The organism is Pseudomonas sp. S4_EA_1b, assembly GCF_016307435.1.
Taxonomy (GTDB): Bacteria; Pseudomonadota; Gammaproteobacteria; order Pseudomonadales; family Pseudomonadaceae; genus Aquipseudomonas; species Aquipseudomonas rhodesiae.
Map to the genome: position 1 here is coordinate 39242 of NZ_JAEILC010000022.1, position 16373 is coordinate 55614.

The 16373-nt window shown below is 58.6% G+C and carries 26 protein-coding genes; 2 read left to right on the forward strand and 24 right to left on the reverse strand.

From position 1 onward, the window contains the following. The 23 genes from recA to YA0848_RS08020 all read right to left on the reverse strand — a co-directional run bounded on the left by recA (position 1) and on the right by YA0848_RS08020 (position 14634). Positions 1–1059: a recombinase RecA gene (gene recA / locus YA0848_RS07915; protein WP_034096166.1), complete on the reverse strand. Its 1059-nt coding sequence runs from the start codon at positions 1057–1059 to the stop codon at positions 1–3. An 83-nt stretch (positions 1060–1142) separates the two neighbouring features. Next, entirely contained in the window at positions 1143–1643 is a 501-nt protein-coding gene (locus YA0848_RS07920) for a CinA family protein (RefSeq protein ID WP_034096165.1), read from the reverse strand. Positions 1644–1724: 81 nt separating this feature from the next. Beyond that, a complete protein-coding gene (locus tag YA0848_RS07925; RefSeq protein ID WP_034096164.1) occupies positions 1725–2237 on the reverse strand; it encodes a lysis system i-spanin subunit Rz in 513 nt (170 codons plus the stop codon). After that, positions 2225–2782: a glycoside hydrolase family 19 protein gene (locus YA0848_RS07930; protein ID WP_034096163.1), complete on the reverse strand. Its 558-nt coding sequence runs from the start codon at positions 2780–2782 to the stop codon at positions 2225–2227. Before YA0848_RS07930 ends, YA0848_RS07925 begins: the two co-directional genes overlap by 13 nt. A 22-nt stretch (positions 2783–2804) precedes the next feature. Next, the gene (locus YA0848_RS07935; RefSeq protein WP_184316380.1) at positions 2805–3815 is read right to left on the reverse strand and encodes a contractile injection system protein, VgrG/Pvc8 family; all 1011 of its coding nucleotides are present in this window, start codon (positions 3813–3815) and stop codon (positions 2805–2807) included. A gap of 9 nt (positions 3816–3824) precedes the next feature. Further along, complete coding sequence (locus tag YA0848_RS07940) at positions 3825–4037, reverse strand: tail protein X (RefSeq protein WP_034096161.1); 213 nt, start codon at positions 4035–4037, stop codon at positions 3825–3827. Then, a complete protein-coding gene (locus YA0848_RS07945) occupies positions 4030–4413 on the reverse strand; it encodes a phage tail protein (RefSeq protein WP_034096160.1) in 384 nt (127 codons plus the stop codon). The genes YA0848_RS07940 and YA0848_RS07945 overlap by 8 nt, the downstream gene beginning before the upstream one ends. Beyond that, complete coding sequence (locus YA0848_RS07950) at positions 4413–5657, reverse strand: hypothetical protein (RefSeq protein WP_169903652.1); 1245 nt, start codon at positions 5655–5657, stop codon at positions 4413–4415. The genes YA0848_RS07945 and YA0848_RS07950 overlap by 1 nt, the downstream gene beginning before the upstream one ends. A 6-nt stretch (positions 5658–5663) precedes the next feature. Next, entirely contained in the window at positions 5664–5789 is a 126-nt protein-coding gene (locus tag YA0848_RS36390) for a hypothetical protein (protein WP_262499634.1), read from the reverse strand. Next, on the reverse strand, positions 5786–6358 hold the full coding sequence (locus tag YA0848_RS07955) for a phage tail assembly protein (protein WP_034096158.1): 573 nt from the start codon (positions 6356–6358) through the stop codon (positions 5786–5788). Before YA0848_RS07955 ends, YA0848_RS36390 begins: the two co-directional genes overlap by 4 nt. A 50-nt stretch (positions 6359–6408) precedes the next feature. Further along, a complete protein-coding gene (locus YA0848_RS07960; protein ID WP_034096157.1) occupies positions 6409–6915 on the reverse strand; it encodes a phage major tail tube protein in 507 nt (168 codons plus the stop codon). Further along, positions 6915–8081 carry a tail protein gene (locus YA0848_RS07965; protein ID WP_034112069.1) on the reverse strand — a complete coding sequence of 389 codons (1167 nt, stop codon included), beginning with the start codon at positions 8079–8081 and terminating at the stop codon, positions 6915–6917. Before YA0848_RS07965 ends, YA0848_RS07960 begins: the two co-directional genes overlap by 1 nt. A gap of 2 nt (positions 8082–8083) precedes the next feature. Next, a complete protein-coding gene (locus YA0848_RS07970; protein ID WP_169903651.1) occupies positions 8084–8257 on the reverse strand; it encodes a hypothetical protein in 174 nt (57 codons plus the stop codon). An 82-nt stretch (positions 8258–8339) separates the two neighbouring features. Further along, positions 8340–8600 carry a tail fiber assembly protein gene (locus tag YA0848_RS07975; RefSeq protein ID WP_232925068.1) on the reverse strand — a complete coding sequence of 87 codons (261 nt, stop codon included), beginning with the start codon at positions 8598–8600 and terminating at the stop codon, positions 8340–8342. Then, on the reverse strand, positions 8601–9218 hold the full coding sequence (locus tag YA0848_RS07980) for a hypothetical protein (protein ID WP_034096155.1): 618 nt from the start codon (positions 9216–9218) through the stop codon (positions 8601–8603). Between the two features lie 90 nt (positions 9219–9308). Further along, positions 9309–9839, reverse strand: a complete 531-nt coding sequence (locus YA0848_RS07985) for a hypothetical protein (protein WP_169903650.1) — start codon at positions 9837–9839, stop codon at positions 9309–9311. Next, the gene (locus YA0848_RS07990) at positions 9836–10474 is read right to left on the reverse strand and encodes a phage tail protein I (RefSeq protein ID WP_040267421.1); all 639 of its coding nucleotides are present in this window, start codon (positions 10472–10474) and stop codon (positions 9836–9838) included. The genes YA0848_RS07985 and YA0848_RS07990 overlap by 4 nt, the downstream gene beginning before the upstream one ends. Continuing rightward, the gene (locus YA0848_RS07995; protein WP_169903649.1) at positions 10471–11466 is read right to left on the reverse strand and encodes a baseplate J/gp47 family protein; all 996 of its coding nucleotides are present in this window, start codon (positions 11464–11466) and stop codon (positions 10471–10473) included. The genes YA0848_RS07990 and YA0848_RS07995 overlap by 4 nt, the downstream gene beginning before the upstream one ends. After that, on the reverse strand, positions 11463–11795 hold the full coding sequence (locus YA0848_RS08000; RefSeq protein ID WP_047881567.1) for a phage baseplate protein: 333 nt from the start codon (positions 11793–11795) through the stop codon (positions 11463–11465). The genes YA0848_RS07995 and YA0848_RS08000 overlap by 4 nt, the downstream gene beginning before the upstream one ends. 9 nt (positions 11796–11804) lie before the next feature. Next, positions 11805–12416, reverse strand: coding sequence for a phage baseplate assembly protein V (locus YA0848_RS08005; RefSeq protein WP_034096150.1), 612 nt, complete (start codon positions 12414–12416; stop codon positions 11805–11807). 3 nt (positions 12417–12419) lie between these two features. After that, complete coding sequence (locus YA0848_RS08010) at positions 12420–12935, reverse strand: hypothetical protein (protein ID WP_169903648.1); 516 nt, start codon at positions 12933–12935, stop codon at positions 12420–12422. 21 nt (positions 12936–12956) lie between these two features. Then, on the reverse strand, positions 12957–13301 hold the full coding sequence (locus YA0848_RS08015) for a phage holin family protein (RefSeq protein WP_034096148.1): 345 nt from the start codon (positions 13299–13301) through the stop codon (positions 12957–12959). A 598-nt stretch (positions 13302–13899) separates the two neighbouring features. Next, positions 13900–14634, reverse strand: coding sequence for a LexA family transcriptional regulator (locus tag YA0848_RS08020; RefSeq protein WP_080761400.1), 735 nt, complete (start codon positions 14632–14634; stop codon positions 13900–13902). A 488-nt stretch (positions 14635–15122) separates the two neighbouring features. Between YA0848_RS08020 and YA0848_RS08025 the strand changes: the two genes are divergently transcribed. Beyond that, on the forward strand, positions 15123–15332 hold the full coding sequence (locus tag YA0848_RS08025; protein ID WP_184316694.1) for a hypothetical protein: 210 nt from the start codon (positions 15123–15125) through the stop codon (positions 15330–15332). Between the two features lie 87 nt (positions 15333–15419). After that, entirely contained in the window at positions 15420–16145 is a 726-nt protein-coding gene (locus tag YA0848_RS08030; RefSeq protein ID WP_169868970.1) for a hypothetical protein, read from the forward strand. Here YA0848_RS08030 and YA0848_RS08035 read toward each other — a convergent pair. Further along, entirely contained in the window at positions 16124–16333 is a 210-nt protein-coding gene (locus YA0848_RS08035) for a hypothetical protein (protein ID WP_123479056.1), read from the reverse strand. The two genes, YA0848_RS08030 and YA0848_RS08035, sit on opposite strands and share 22 nt — an antisense overlap. Positions 16334–16373 lie beyond the last annotated feature (40 nt).

Here is a 16373-nt window from a genome sequence, read left to right on the forward strand (position 1 = left end):
TCAGATGTCGGTGTCGGCTTCTTCCATCTCGTCAACCGGTTCACGGTTGGCGGCAGCTTTCACGTCTGGCGCGGCAGTCAGCAGCTTGTCGCGAATTTGCTTCTCAAGCGCAGCGGCGATATCAGGATTATCCGCCAGGAACTTGGCCGAGTTGGCCTTGCCCTGACCGATCTTGCTGCCGTTGTAGGCATACCAGGCGCCGGATTTCTCGACGAAGCCGTGCAACACGCCCAGGTCGATCATCTCGCCGTTCAGGTAGATGCCCTTGCCGTAGAGAATCTGGAATTCGGCCTGACGGAAAGGTGGAGCTACCTTGTTCTTCACCACTTTGACGCGGGTTTCGCTACCGACAACCTCGTCGCCTTCCTTCACTGCGCCAGTACGGCGGATATCCAGACGGACCGAAGCGTAGAACTTCAACGCGTTACCACCTGTGGTGGTTTCCGGGCTACCGAACATCACACCGATCTTCATACGGATCTGGTTGATGAAGATCACCAGGCAGTTGGCGTTCTTGATGTTACCGGTGATTTTACGCAGCGCCTGGGACATCAGACGGGCTTGCAGACCCACGTGCATGTCACCCATTTCGCCTTCGATTTCAGCCTTGGGTACCAGGGCCGCCACGGAGTCGACCACGATCACGTCGATGGCATTGGAGCGCACCAGCATGTCGGTGATTTCCAGGGCCTGCTCACCGGTGTCCGGCTGGGAAACCAGCAGGTCGTCAACGTTGACGCCCAGCTTGCCGGCGTATTCTGGATCCAGGGCGTGTTCGGCATCGACGAACGCGCAGGTGGCGCCCATTTTTTGAGCCTGGGCAATCACCGACAGAGTCAGGGTGGTTTTACCGGAAGATTCAGGACCATAGATTTCAACGATACGGCCTTTTGGCAGGCCGCCAATGCCGAGTGCGATGTCCAGACCCAGAGAGCCAGTGGAAATAGCCGGGATCGCCTGACGGTCGTGATCGCCCATACGCATTACGGCACCCTTGCCGAATTGACGTTCGATCTGACCCAGGGCCGCAGCCAAGGCTTTCTTCTTGTTGTCGTCCATTAAAGTCCTCACGTAATCAATAAGGCCTGACGGCCAACACCTGTATAAGTAGACAGTATTGTTCCACAAAGATCGGAGATCGCCTACCCCTGTTTTTCTATTTCTACTGCAGCTCGTCGCAACAAGCCCTCCAGCGCGGCCTTGACCGTTTGTCGGCGGACCTCGTCACGGTTGCCCTTGAAGTGCTCGCGCTGCGCCGTAACCTCATCCCCCACGCCGAACGCCAGCCAAACGGTACCCACCGGTTTTTCCGGCGAACCACCATCCGGCCCTGCCACGCCACTGACCGCGACGGCGAATCGCGCCAGACTTTTCTCCTGGGCGCCGCGCACCATCGCCTCCACCACTTCCTGACTCACGGCCCCTACTTTGGCAAACAGCTCGTCGGGAACATTCAACTGTCGAGTCTTCTGCCGGTTGGAGTAGGTGACATAACCGGCCTCGAACCAGGCTGAACTGCCGGGAATCCGCGTAATAGCCTCGGCAATGCCGCCACCTGTACAGGACTCTGCCGTGGTGACATGTGCATTGAGCACCTGCAGGCGGCGGCCCAGTTCAGCGGCAAGTTGAGTGATCTCGTTCACGGTCGTCTCCTGGAGTGGGCGGGCGTTCGCCTACCCTACAGGAGCCGATCGCGCACGCAAGCCACAGGCTGCATCAAGATGCTAACGGGCGATGGTTTGCACGTAGGCCTGGCACGCTCGTAAGGCAATCAGGGCGTTATCGCCGTCGTCGGTGATGGCGATAATTCGCTGAGCATGCGCCGGGTCAAGTCGGGCTCGCGGGGCTGCATGAACCAGGCCGCTGGCGGTGGTGGGGGCTGGCACTGCACGACCGTTGGCGGGGTCGCGGGTGTCGAGAAGGACTGACAACCGCACATCAGCAGTGGCCAGGCGATCACGCAAAGCAGCCTGATGACGTTGTGCATCGCTTAACTCCTGCGCGTGTTGTTGATCGTTGGCGCTGAGCTTCTGCTCCAGGGCCAGTCGCTTGTCGTGTTCGGCCTGTTGTTGACGCACGGCCAACTGGTGTTGTTGATCGAGCTCCCGGGCATGTATCGTCGCCAACCGTTGGATCTGCGCCTCATACCGCCAGACCTGCACCTGCCAGGCCAGCCCCGCCGCCATCGCCACCAGCAGGAAATAGCCGAGCAAACGGTAGGACGTTAAGAACCGCATAACACTGCCTTCGCCCGCGCCCACAGCTGCATGCGCTGCTCCAGACCATTGAGCCCACCATTGATGCGGCGCGTAATCGTGGTGAATTGATCCTTGTCGGCCAACGCGTTCAGACCATTGCTTGCCCAATACCAAGCCGCCGACTCACACGCCCACCGGGGCTGCTCAAGCAGTTCAGGCTGTGCCAACAGGCGATCGTCGCCGAATAGCGCCCGACTGCACGTCATATAGTTTCGACGGCCGGTAAGCTGGATGAGCCCCCTGCCCCGATACTTCTGACCGTCACCGTCCGCTTCGGGCGTATTGCCCAGGCGCGCAGCCAAGCTGCCGGTGTCGTATTTGCTCAGGTATTGGTGGCTGCCCAATTCGCGCAGGTATTGCAGCTCGCCGGATTCGTGAGCGATCTGAGCGAGAAAGGCAGCGATGCGTTGGGGGGTGTCGATAGCGTACCGTTCCATCGCAGCATTTATGGCGGGCAAAAAAACACCCGCTACGAGGCGGGCTGCTGGCATGACGTGAACAAGTTGGGCAAGCGTAATCAGCATGGTTTCTACTCTGTAAGAAGGTCTAGATCGACAACCCGCCCGCCACAATCGAACTGCGATACCCCGTCGTCGGGTCACCCACATGGGTCACTTGGGTGATCGACCAGCGCCCTTGCATATAGGACGGCCAGCTCTCATCCAGCAGCAGCAACCCTTCAGCGGCGAGCAGCGGGTTGCCTGGACAATCGATCTGTAATTTCAAACCTTCACGGCCCACGCGCCGCAGTTCTCCTTCGGCCACAGCGCGGGCTTCGGCTTCGTTCTGGCAGCGTTGGCGCAAGGTTTTGAACGGCGCAATGCCGACTTGCACGACGTGCTGTTTGCCCCCGGCGGCATCCCACCAGGTCACACGGCACCCCATGTACTTAGAGCGCGATTGTTCGTCGAGCCTGGCTGTGATGAACGCTTGGTCACCGGGCCGGTTGTCCTGGGTCACGGATAACGTCACATCCGGCAGAGGCTGGCCGGAAAGGGAGTGAACCTTGCCGGCTTCCGCCAACACATACAGTTCGTTGATCGGTTTTGTGATGGCGCTATAGCGATTGGCCAGGCGCGTGATAAACGCCATGTCGCTTTCGTTGGATTGATCGATATGGGGAATCGGAATGCCTTCCAGCGCCGGTGCCACCCGGGGTGAATAGCCATGCCGGCTGACTAACTGACGAAACAGCGCGCCCAGGGTGGTAGGCCCGTAACTGGCGGAGCGACGCTGCCGGTAATGGCTGGGGTCCGCGGCACTGAAAGGTGCGGCTGTGGCGACGATCATCAAGCGCATCGGAAACAGCACCGGGGTTCGCCGCGTGATGACGAATTCGCCCTTCTCCACCAGGCCCGACTCCTGATAGCCGACCCGCATGCCGATCTTGCCGCTCAAGCTCGGCAACCCTTCCAGGCCCTCGGTATTGAGCGTGAGTTCCAGTCGGTCGGTCTGGATACCGGCGGCATCGGTATGGCTCCAGTGCATCAACCGTTGGTTAAGCAATGCCGCATTGGCACCGTAGAACTCAACGACCGGGGTGAATCCCTGTGTCATATGGCCTCCTCAATCCCAGGCCGAAATCGGCCGCAAAGCCGCTGGCCGGGCGTGCAACTCCGGCACCACCACCCACACGCCCGCCGGCAATACCGGCCCGTGCTCGGCCAGTTCGGGGTTCAGGCGCCAGAGGGTTTCTTCAGCAGCGTCGTCACAGCGCCCCAACTCGCGGTACAGCAGCAGGTTGACTGAATCCCCGGCAATACTTCGCACTCTACGCATTGACGAACTCCTCCAATTCAAGGCTCCAGGACATGACCATGGCGGTGCCGTCGTCGATCACATGGCTTTGGTTTTCCACCACGGCGTTGATGCGCCACAGCCCCCAGTTCCGGCCGATCCCGTCGACCAGCGGCAGCGGTGCCCGCGCATTCTGCAAGGCGCGTAACTCGTCCAGGCGCTGCATACCTACGGCGTACATTGCCGTGCCGCCGAACGTGAGTTTCTCCAGAGCCTGACCGCTCTGACGGGACTGCGGCTTGCTGGCAATGATTTCCAGGTTGCTCCAGCCCCCGTAACTGCTGTGGGTGAGCGTGGCGTAGGCAAAACCTCGTGAGAGACCAAAGATAAAATCGCCCAATACCATCTGTTGTCGCATCAATCACCTCCGGGGTCGGCCAATGCCGCGTTGCGTCGAATACCGAGGGAATCGGTCACCATGGGCATGCATTGGAATTGCAGGGCCTGGAGCACTTGGTTGACCACTTGCTGGGCATCGGCGGGGTTGACGCCAGTGATCTGGATGCTCGGCGAGATCGTGACCTGGATGTTGTCGGTGCGAGCACTGTTGAGTTCCTTGCTCAAGGCATTCGGCGCGGGCAAGCGATCACTTGAACTGAACAGTTTGTCACCGAGCCAACTGCCCGCTTCGCTGCCCAGCAAGCCACCGATTGCACCACCGACGGCGGTACCGATACCGGGAAAAACCAGCGTGCCAAGTGCAGCCCCGGCCGATGCGCCAGCCCAGGCGCCACCGGCGGTGCTCAGGCCACTGCCAACGGCTTTTGCATCGCCCTGGCGCACGCCTTGCACGACGGCCATCGCGGTGTCGACGTACTTCAGCGGGCCCAGCCTGCGCACGACGGATGATTCCAGTCGGGTCGCGGCGCCAGCCAGGCTCGAAGGGGCCGCTGTGCGTGGAGCAATCGTCGAGGCATTGAACCCCAGGCGCGGACCTTCGAAGACCTTGCTTACCTTCTCGAAGAGGCTGCGCACCGTGGCGAACAAACTCAAAGAGGTTCGGGGGGGACTGCGCCTTGACTTCATGAACGTAGGCTTGCCTGGCCCTCTCTTCCCAGATGACTTGTTGGGCCCATAACGCTTACGCCCCCGCAGCGCCTCGCTGACACCCGCGCAGCAAGCGTCACCGCCCTTGCCGGCCCCCTGAAATACCGCGCCGATGCGGGGGATCTTGCCCAAGGTCGCTTCAAGCACCTTGTCTGAAACCTTGGTTCTGAACGAATCCGCCAAGCCTTCAACGGCCCACTTGAGCAATTGAGTGGCGGAGGATTCGGCAGGCTTTGTTTCTTCCGGCGTTTTCTTCGTCTCACTGGCCGCGGGGCTAAGGGCCGGGGCGGTCAGGGCAGCGCCGGTGATGAACAACGTCGTGTTGAGCGTCTCCAGCGTCTCGCGCAACCGCACCTGCTCCAGGGTCAACGCATTCAGGTCCACGCTGACGGTAACCAGCGCCGAGCTGAGCGTCGATTGCGGTGATGGAGCCTCGCGTTCAGGCGCGGCCAAGCTTGCAGAGAACGGTGCGAGCACACTGCCCAGATCCGCGTCACCGAGCATCCAGCGGTTGTCTTGCACCGCGAGCCGGGTCGCATATTGAGTCTCTTGCATCTCGCTTTACTCCTGTTTAACCCCAAGGCGAGTGATCGCAATGTCGTAGCGGCGCAGTGCTTTTGCGGCGTCCCAGTCGAGAATTTCCGCTTCGTTTACCGAGTAAATCAGCGGCACCACATCGAGGATCACGTCGATGTCGCGTTCCGAAAGAAGTCCGCCGGTTGATTTAAAAAATCGTCGATGCGCTCCTGCAATTCTGTCCAGTCCGGCACGGTCAACCCCGCGAGATCCGGGATCATCAAGCCGGTGCAATGGGCAGTGATGAACTCGGCGCGTTCTTTGTTGGTGGCGAGTTTTTTCATCACTTTGGTGGCGCGCAGGGCGGGCATTTCCAGGGGCAGTTCATTCAGGGTTCGGCCGGCTGCGTCCAGGGGCAATAGCAGTTGGATGGGCAGGTCGTGGGACGACTGCTGAGGTTCGTTGAGAAAGAATGAAGCAGGTCGCGTCGACATCTCGTGTACGTACTGAGCGATAGACACGTAGTCCGGGCGCTTGAGCTGGTCGAGTTCTTTTTCCGACAGGCCGGTGGCGAGTTTCGCCAGTTCAAAGAACTGATCGTCCTCGTCGTCACCGGCCCGGGCCAGCGCGTCTTTTTGCGCGGCGTAGTACAGCGGTTTGAGTTGCACCTGCTCGATCGTCGCGCCGGTGTCGGCGGTGATTGCAGACAGCAACCTATGCAGCGGTGGCATCCAGGCCATGGGGCAATTCCTTGTTCAAGCAAGGGGCGAGCGCACCCGCCCCCAGGGGTTTAAGGCATCAGCACAGCGCGGCGCGCATCGCCCAGGATGTCGACGCCGTTGAGCACGAATTTTTGGGTGCGCACATCGATGTCGATCACCGGGATGCCGTTTTCCAGTCGGTTGTAGGTGCGGCAGGACAACTCCAGCGTGGTGAGCGCCTTGTCGCCCATCTTCAGCTTCGCTTCATCCAGGGATTTGAGCTTGCCGCCGACGGTGTGGTAGGTGAAATACGTCTTGCCGTCCTGGTCCTGACCGGCTTCACGTACGTTGAGCAGGATGTCGTCACCCATGCGCACGCCCAGCGCCAGCATGATTTCAGGACCGGCACCCTGGAGGACCAGCGTGGCATTGAGCACCTTGCCGCTCTTGGCCATTTCCTCGGCGATAAAGCGCCCACCGGACATGGGTTCCATGTCGAACTCGATCTTCGGCGGGGTGAACTCTTCCACGGTCGCGGACAACGGCAGGCCTTGGAGGGTGGCCGCAATGGCCTGTCTGACTCGGTTGGTAAACATTAGAGAACGTCCTCCAGGAACTGCTCGATGATTTCATCGCGGGCGTTGAGTTGATAAATCATGTGTTCGTTGGGCGCGTAGCGGCCATAGTCGATGACGATGAACCAGGTGCCGTTTTTGTACTTCTCGACACTGTTCAACTCCGGGTGCAGGTACACGCTGGCGCCGGGAATGGTTTCGTCGGCGACCAGGGTTTGCAGCCAGTCGTTGATGCGCTTGACCTCCTGATCCATGAAGGACTTGGTGAGGTTCTTGGCCATGGCTTTCTGGCCGGCCTTGACCAGTTTGCGGCTGATGGCATCTTCCAGGCCGACATAGCTGATGAATTTGCCGGTGATGGAACGGTTACCCAGCAACGAAAAGCCGCCGAGGATGGTGCGCGCGTAGTAGCTCACGCCATAACGGTTGAGCAGGTCGCCTTCGGTGGAGGTGTCGAGGATGTTGTACTCGACCACGCGGGAAACGTCCTCGGCGAACGTCACCTGATTACCCGGGCTCTCCCACTGCTTGACCTTGGCCAGCGCGGCGATCGCCAGAGACGACGGCGACAGAAACACGTTTTTCTTCGCCGCCTTGGAGTACACCGACGGCATGTTGTGCACCAGCAGGCAGCGGTCGAAACCCAGGTCGGCGCCGCCCAGTTCGCCGCTATAGGCCACTTGGTCGGCGACGCTGGCATCTTTGCCGTCGAGCACGACACGCGCCTTGATGCGCTTGCCGAACGAGGCAAACTCGCCGGCCACGGCCTTGGTGCCAGTGAAGCCGGGGGCGCCGATGATGGTCAGGTCTTCAGGCACGCTGGCGAGTGCGGCCAGGCCCAGTTTGCGGCCGGTGACCGGGTCGTTACCGCCGATCACATTGTTGAGCGTATCGGCCGCAGTGGCGCCCTCTTCGACGATCACCACGTAGACCGGCACCTTCACCACTTTGAGAATCTGGTAGACGGCGTGGAACAACGTGCCCGACTCGGCACCGGTGGTGTCCAGCAGCGCCTGGGTGCTGAAGCTATTGATGCGAAACGGCGAATTTTTTGGAATTGACGCATGGGCGTTCGGCGCGGTGCCGACCAGACCGATGACGTTATCACCCAGGCCACCCATGGCCTCGGGGGATTCGGTGGCATTGACGGTAATACCGTTGTGCTCGAAGTTCAGAACCTCAGCCATGGTTATTCAGCCTTCTTGGGGGTGGAGTTAAGGACGTTGGTCAGTTCCAGACGGCCAGCGGTGCGCAGGGCGGATGCTTCGACGTCCAGCAGTTCCAGTTCCTGGCCAACGGTGGACCAATGGCCGCCTCCGGTAGGGAATGGGATGAGGACGGTGTAGGTTTGGCGGGTAGGCATAGGTGGGTTTCTCCGGGTTGAGAACGCCAAAGCCCCTTGAGGAGGGGCTTTGGGGAGGCGAAAAAAACCGCTTTCGCGGTGGCTATTTCAGAAAGGTGGGCTTTTCAGGCCATGCCACGATGAATGGATCTCCAACATTTTGCGGAACATCCCGCAAAGCTCTCCGGTAATTTGCAACCTGAATACGTTGCTCATCATTAAGGGGGCTGTCCTGAACTTGGGTATAATCCGTTTCGCTCAACAGTTGATCTCGACGGACTCGGATACATGCCCATTCCAAGAGTTCCAAACCTGCCTTGCTAAGGATACGCGACGGAACAGTTTCTGCAGAAAATTCGCTCATTTAGAAAACCACCGTTGGAGAAAGAGAAAGTTTAGACTTTAATTCGCCCACACTAATCGAATGGTAATGACCAATCTGCATAGTATCAATTCGCAAAGATGTCACATATACATTAGGAATCTTTATGCGACAGATCGCATTACCCGCAGTATCCGCATAAATAGCTGGCTCAAACTTTCCAAAGCATGACTGATTGATAACTGCTCTCTGAGGCGAGTAAACGTAACCTGCAAATGTCTCATCCAACACTAAAGAGCTACCGTAACTATAGCCACGAATATTCAGCCAAAACATCTGATCATCGGTATTAATGGAAAACGGCAGTTTGAAATGAGCGTACACATTCAATGACGACCCGAGATCCGTTGCAACCAGCCCTCCAGCAGCGCCAACATCGTAAGGAGCACCAGTCCCCCAAATCATGCCTTGAAAGACACTCATCAGAAGTGTCCCCGGCTCACCAATGGCACCAACGACATCTTTTAACGCTCGAAACTGATCAAACTCTGCACGCGCCTGATTCATTCTCGCGTCGATAGCATCAATTTTTCCATTCACGGCATTTGTCAGATTATTTGAAGCCTGAACCAAGTTAGCTATTTGCGTTTCCGTACTCAAAATAGTAGCTCCTTTTTACCACTTTAATGCCTCGACGCACTCTTACCGAATGACAAATCGCGAGACCAAATAAGTTATCCAACACTTAAACTATGCCCGGCCGAGTTCTCCAACACGAAATAGCAAACCTAGATGCCGAGCCATATTGTCGATATTGGCAGTAGCGATCACTGCCAACTCATTAGCAATAAGAACGTTCAAGCTTTCAGTCCCCACCACAATCACCACGCTATCCCCCGGCAACGGCGAAACATCCAGCGTGAACTTCTGCAGCACCCGAGCCGCCGCCGCTTTATACGTCAACAACTTGCCTGCTACGGAATACACCGCCAACAGCGTCCCACTGGAGAGATAAAAGCCAAACTCGCCAATTTCATATTCCCCGTCGCCGTCAAACAGCGCGGCCATCCTGAGTTGGTGATTGCCCAGGTCTTCGTAATCCACGATGGCGACCCGTTGGCGTTCGTCGCGCAAGGCCACTTCGCTGCCGTCCGGGTTGTAGCGGCCGGTGCCGGCGCCAATGTGGGTGATTTCACCTTTCAAACCCTGGTTCTTTGCCTGCAGCACTTCATCCAATCCCTTGGCGGTGAAGCGCACCAGGCGCGTAATGTCATCTGTCATGGCTGCGCCCTGAGGTCGTAGTCGTTAATGGTGTAGTGCAGGACTGCGCCGGTTTGGGTAAGCCGGGCGCCCAGCACTGTTTCGGGTAGAGCGCCCCGCAGGGAAAACTCACTGTCACTCAACGGCGGGTCGAGCGCGCTGCTGATCGAAAGGCCGCCCAAGGTCTCGTGGACAATGGTGATGGTGGCCTGATCACGCTCGCTCTTGGCCGCGTTGATACGCCGAATCAGCCGGTTGTGGTCACCGCTGGACCAACTGCGCCCCACAATAGCCTGCACGTCAAAGGTGTACGGCACGCCCAGCGGCCGCTGCTGATACCAGGCACTGATATTGGGCGTAAAACCCAAAGACTCCACCGCATGGTTCAACGCCTTGGGCGTGCCCGCTTGACGCTGAATCTGCCAGGAAAGCCCCACGGTAAGGCGTTTTTCCGTTTCGCTGGCTTGGGTATTCCATTCGCTGACACCCCGGTCGGCGGCCAGGTACGGCAGAAATTCGACGGGGGTTTGCAGCGGGTTCATCAGCGCGGGAAACGGCGGTACGACGCGGTCCAGCAGGGTGCCGAAGCCCAGGTCCAGGGCTTTCTCCAGTGCTGAGCTATTGGCCGGCAACAGGCTCGCTTTGCTTTCACTCATAGCGTGCGCACCTCCACCTCGACACCGGTGCAATAAGGGGCCTGGAAGGCTGTGGTGATGATCGGTTCCAGAGGTTCGAGAATCTGCAACTGCGCCGCGCCCGCACTGTGAATGGCGTAGTCGATCCAACTGGGGTCGACGCGTCCTTCGAGGCGATGGCAGGAGTCGGCGTAGGTTTGCAGCAGGCGTTGAGCCGCCACTTGGGTCAACCCGGAATCCGGCCCGGCGTTGATCTTGGCCACGACGCGGATTTTGTACGGCAGGATCTGCGCACTCTGCACGCTGACCAGATCGGTTTCCGGCCTTACATCCGGCCGTGCGAAATGTCGTCGCACGCCGTCAAGCAATTCGGCGGATGCGCTGCCGTCGCCCTCCCTGGACAGTACCGTGACCATGACTTCGCCTGGAGCGGTGCGCCGCGCATTGCCATCCTTGACTTGGGCCGCGTAGCCGTCCGGGTCGAAGGTGTAGCTGACCGTAACCACGCCGGGAGTGGCGCTCTGCACCTTGACCGACGGCCGTTCACCCAGGGTGAAGACCTCGCGTCGATACTGCATCCGCGAGCCTGCCGCCGGTGCATGGGGTGCCAGGTAGTAGCGCAGACGGGCATCGTCGTCGCTTTCCAGAATGGGTGGTATCGGCGGGAATGCGGCCGGGTCGCCAGGGTCGAGTACTTGGCGCTCCAGCCCCATGTCGGCAAGGCGTGCATCCAAGTTGCTGCCGGTTGCCCACCACGCCAGCATCTGCTTGATACGGGCGTTGTACTTGCGTTCATGGGTTTGCAGGCGTACGCAAAACGCTTCCAGGGCCAGGGTCAATAATTCGCTTTCATTGTCCAGACTGGCCTTGAGTTTGGGCGCGCTTTGCGGCGCACGGGTGGCCACGTAATCGATGACGAACGCCTTGAATTCCGCCAACAATGGCTCGAACGCCTCCACGGCAATAAGCGCCGGCTCCGCCAGTTGGTTCTGGCCGGGGATCAACATGCTCATGTCACGACCTCGAAGGTTTGTTGACGGTTTTTCCAGGTGCCGGCAAAACGCAGCAACAAACCAGCGCCTTGCCGCGTGGCGACGATGACCTCGGGTTGAAAATCCGCGATGCCATTCTGGGTGTTGTAGAACGCGTGCGCGGCATGGCTCTGGGCGAGGATCAGCAGGTCGTCGCCCAGGTTCTGACCAAGCAGCTGCGGGATCATCGAACCGTACAGCGGGCGCTTCTGGCGAGTGCCTATGGGAGTGGTCAGCGCTCGGGTGGCGCGCTGTACGAACTGCAGCCAGTCATCCACGGCTGCCCCGGTGTTTCTATCGATTCCGAGCATGGCAAATCCTTATGCGCTGCTGATCACACGGCCCTGGTGATCCACCACCGGGCCACTTAAATGCACCCCGCCGGCATCCAGCCGCAGGCCGGTAGCCCCCAATTGCAGGGCGATGCTGTCGGCCGTCAGTACCAGGCTGGCGGCGCCGACCTGTGCGACGACCTGCTCCCGTGAGCCCGTGACGGTGGTGGGTCCGTTGCGCCAATTGAACAGGTGAGTGGCATCGTCGTAATCGCTTTGCGTGCCGTCCTGATAAAGGCGACGCGTCAACGTCGCCACACGGGAGACAGGCGGAAACTGACTACTATTGAGGCCGAACAAGGCCACGGACTGCGTCCCCCCTTCTCCACCTGCATAGTTGAGCAGCAGGCATTGCTCGCCCACAGATGGGATGCGGGTTTCCGTCTGCGCACCGGCGCTGGGGTTGAAAAAATGAATGGCCGGGGTGAGCAAATCTCCATGCCGAACCTTGCATGTGTGGCTGGCGGCATCGACTTCCTCACATACGCCAATCCGACAAAAACTGTCGGCACGGCGGTACAGGTCTTCGAGCTGGGCCTCCATTTGCGCCAGGCGCTCGATGATCGGCCCCAGTTGCATGCGTAGTAACGCGTCGAACATGGCCTACTCCTGCAGAGGTCGATATTGATCGGGATCATCGATATTCGAGACTTCCCAGGTGTAGGCAAACATCGGTTTACCCGTAGGATCTTCGAGCAGCGGCGGCCCCAGATAGAGCGTTTGAATGAAGGACACCGTCCAGGTGTCGTAGTCCGTTTCGCTGGAGCCCAGAACGGAGGGTGCTGCCACAATGGCCATGGGCAGGTCGCATTGTTCGGCCGGCAGCCCCCAGCGGTTGTCTAGGGCCAGATCCATTAGTTGGCTGGCCAAGTCGCAGGCGTCAAAGGGCGCCGCGCCGCTGGCAACCGTGACTTTGAGAGACACCGACAAGGCATGCGCCTTGCGCCCGTCAAGGGCGCGTATTCCGGGGCCGTTACGCTCCACGCCGATCAAAATGCCGCTGGCATCCGTGGCGCCGTTGAAATCCTGGTGATTGCCCACCCGCAGGTGCGGGAACGCCAGCTTGAGCGTTTCTGCGATCGCGATGGGCAGTTGGGAGGGTTTTTCGATAAGTGTCATAGGGTCGCGTCCTTGCAGCAATTACTGCTGATCGGGCCGCGAAGTCGGTGTCTGGTTGACCCCGATACGCTTGGCCGCCCAGCGTTCATAAAGACCGATGGCTACGTCGGCCCCCGCCATGGCGGTGAGGCAGCCGATGGCACCGGCTGTCCAGATCGACATGCCGGCGGCGTAACACAGCATCAGGGCCGAAACCCCGCACACCATGCACGCGCCAGACCTCAAGGCCAGGCGCCGGATCAACGACCAACCGCGGGCGCCCTCCTTGTCGGCGCGCCACATTTCGCCGGATACCCCGCCGATCAAGGCCAGTGCAATCACCAGCCAGATAGGCATTTCCGCTAACGCTTGCTGCTCGTTTGTCATGTCACGCCTCCTGGCTGAGCAATGCCGGCTGAATGCCGGTTTTCCGGGTAAATCCATTTATAGGTAGGCATTCCAAAAAGCCCGGTTGCCCGGGCTTTTCAGTAATGCGGTCCTCGAACCTTCGGCGCTACTGGCGCGGTACGGTTCTTTTTCTCAATGTTTTTCCGACCACGATCCCTGTCTGCCGGATAACTGCTTCTGGTGCTTTACGCTGCACACCCGGGTCAGTTGCCAACCCTCTGAACCGTTAAGGCCGGTTCATCGCTGCCTGTTTCTTGTAAAGCGGTGTCACTAAAGAGCGTCGGCATCCTTGCCGGTATTGCCTGGCATCCCTGCCATCGCTGTGATGGCGTCCTTGCCGATGTTGCTTGCCTTCCTTGTCATCCTTGGCAGCATCCTTGCCGCCTCCACCAGGCCTTGTTGGCTGGCTTGAGATGAAGAATATGCATGTATGCATATACAGTCAATGCGTAAATGCATTTATTTTCACTCAGGATATGCTCATGTGCATTTTTGGCTTGGTGATTCAAGGGGTTACTGGCTTTTGGCAGGCGAAAAAAAACCCGCTGCTTGGCGGGTTTTGTCCTACCGAATTGGGTTAACGCGCGTACATGCCCCACCAGAACACATGGCCGAGGATACTGATCTGCTCGTCCTGGATTTCCTGGAAACTGTAGTCCTCGTCCGGATGCTCGTCGCGATTGAAGCTGCGCAGACGAATCCCGGATGGCAGGCGATAGAGCTGTTTGACCCGCAATTGGCCATTGTGATTGATGGCATACAGATCGCCATCGACGATATCGCCGATGCCGCTCTTGCCCGCATTGACCCCGACGGTTGCGCCATCGCGCAGCACTGGCAACATGCTGTTGCCGCGCACCGTCACACACTTGGCCTGGTCGAATTGCACACCATTGTGTCGCAAGCTGCGCTTTCCAAAACGCAGGCTGGCTTTCTCGCTTTCCTCGATGACGAATCTTCCTGATCCAGCAGCCAATTCAACCTCGCGCAGAAAGGGGATCGACACCTCATCGTCATTGATAGGGGTGTCGTCGTCCCACAGGCTTATGTCCTTGAGTTCCGAATGCATCGGGTCGCGCCCGTCGTCCCGCGCAGCGCCTACGGCCACGCGCCCGCGCAGTTGGTCGGTGCTCACGCCAAAGTATTCGGCAATGCGGGAGATATGCTTGTCAGACGGATCGACAATCTTGCCGCTGAGGATCCGAGACAGCGTGGACTGAGGCACACCGGTACGCCGGTGAAGCTCCGTTGGGGAGATCCGGTCGCGGTCCAGCAATTCTCTTAATACGATAGAAACGTTGCGTTTTTGCATAACGGCGATAGTGCCGGGTGTTTTGCAGCTTGGCAAATGCTAATTTGCATATTTTATGCACAGGTCGCGCTGTATCAGGGGCAGCGTCTCTGCGTTTTGTACACCGGTTTGCAACCTGCGAAGCGCCGACTTCACATGTTAACCTTGCGGCCATTGCAATAAGCAGGGCCGAGCGCCCCACCTTTGCCCCACTCCTTTCAACGAATTTGCTAACTATCTGATGAGTAAGAACACGTCCGATCTGTCCTCCCACACCCCGATGATGCAGCAGTATGGGCTTGATCGATGCGCAAGCCACGTTACGCGGGGCTTTTAAGGTTCCTCTGTCTAAAACCCTAGCGTCATTTTGGAGGCTTTAGGGGCAATAAAACCGGGTTAACGCCAGGCAGTATTAGACAGTGAACCACCCTCCCCGGCGTCCTGCCGATCTATATCAAATCCCAAGCTTCAAACGGCTGCTAAGCTGGTCACTCAAAAGAGGAAAAAGCATGCCGAATTCTGACCTACTCCCCTCCCTGGTTACCAAGCTCTATGAAAATCAGCTGGCACTCGAAGCATCGATCATGGAGCTATCCAACTGGGTGGAGCAACGCGGCTCCGCTGAGGTCGCTGCGAATGTACGCGGCGCACTGGACACGCTCAGTCACAATGAGGAATTCATCAAGCTCACATTGGCGATGTTGATGTCGCCAGAGTGACGCCATACAGCTCGTCGCTTCGAATCGCATCAGTGGCAAAGCTAGATTACTGTATACGCATACAGTAAAAAATAAGCAGTCACTCACATGCCCCCTACAGAACTAAAAAAGGAATGGCTCGCCAAATGGCGGAGAATCCTCGACGACAACGCGTCCCGGATCGATAACCCCGAAGCTCATCGAATGATGTGCCGTTGGGAGACTCGTGACATGTTGGAGGCAGGGGTCATCGATGAGATGGAAAAATTTGAGATGGATGAGCTGGCCGACGCGGCTTACTGGCATGCCGCTGAAGAGCTGGTAACCACACCTGCGGGATACACGTATGGCGGCTACTATGACGTCATTCAACGAGCAACATCGGAGTGCGTCGGGTACATCCGAAGCAACACTTATTACTCAGCGCTCGGCCCAGGTGCTGATGGGTTTGATGGAAAGGTGTTTCGCGACAAGAATGACTTGCGACTGGTGTTCCGCAACGACAAACAGACTTGGGCGATAAATGGGTTGTTGCTTACCGCGCCATCTGGTGAGCTGTACGATCTGGTACAGACCGCGCAATTTATCTATGGGCAGGTCTACCCAGTTATCTGCGATGCCGATATCTACCGTGCGCTGGTAGATTGCGCACAGGTCGCCTTGGAGAGCCGCGATTTTGAGAGCTATCGCAAGGCCCGTCCTCTACTGCTCTCCGCCCAGTTCACCAAGTGCGGTGCCTGCCTGGACCGATTCGGACAGCGCGAGGATTGCAGCAACTGCACAGGTAACGGCTTTGTCAGTACAGCTGGCACTCAGCCGACGTCGTCCGCATAACCTGCAACAGCCTCCTCGACCAGCTCGCGCCATTCTCCGCTGTCGATCACGCCTCGCTCCAACATGTTGTCGGCCAGTGCGAGGCGCGTTTCATAGCGATACTCAGGGCCGCCTGCCGTGAATTCGGCGTCATTGAGCAGCGCATGCCACGCTTCCATCTCGTTGACCTGCTGTATATCAGTTGTCATGACGAATCTCCGGTGCCGGTGTCTACAGTGTAGAGATCGG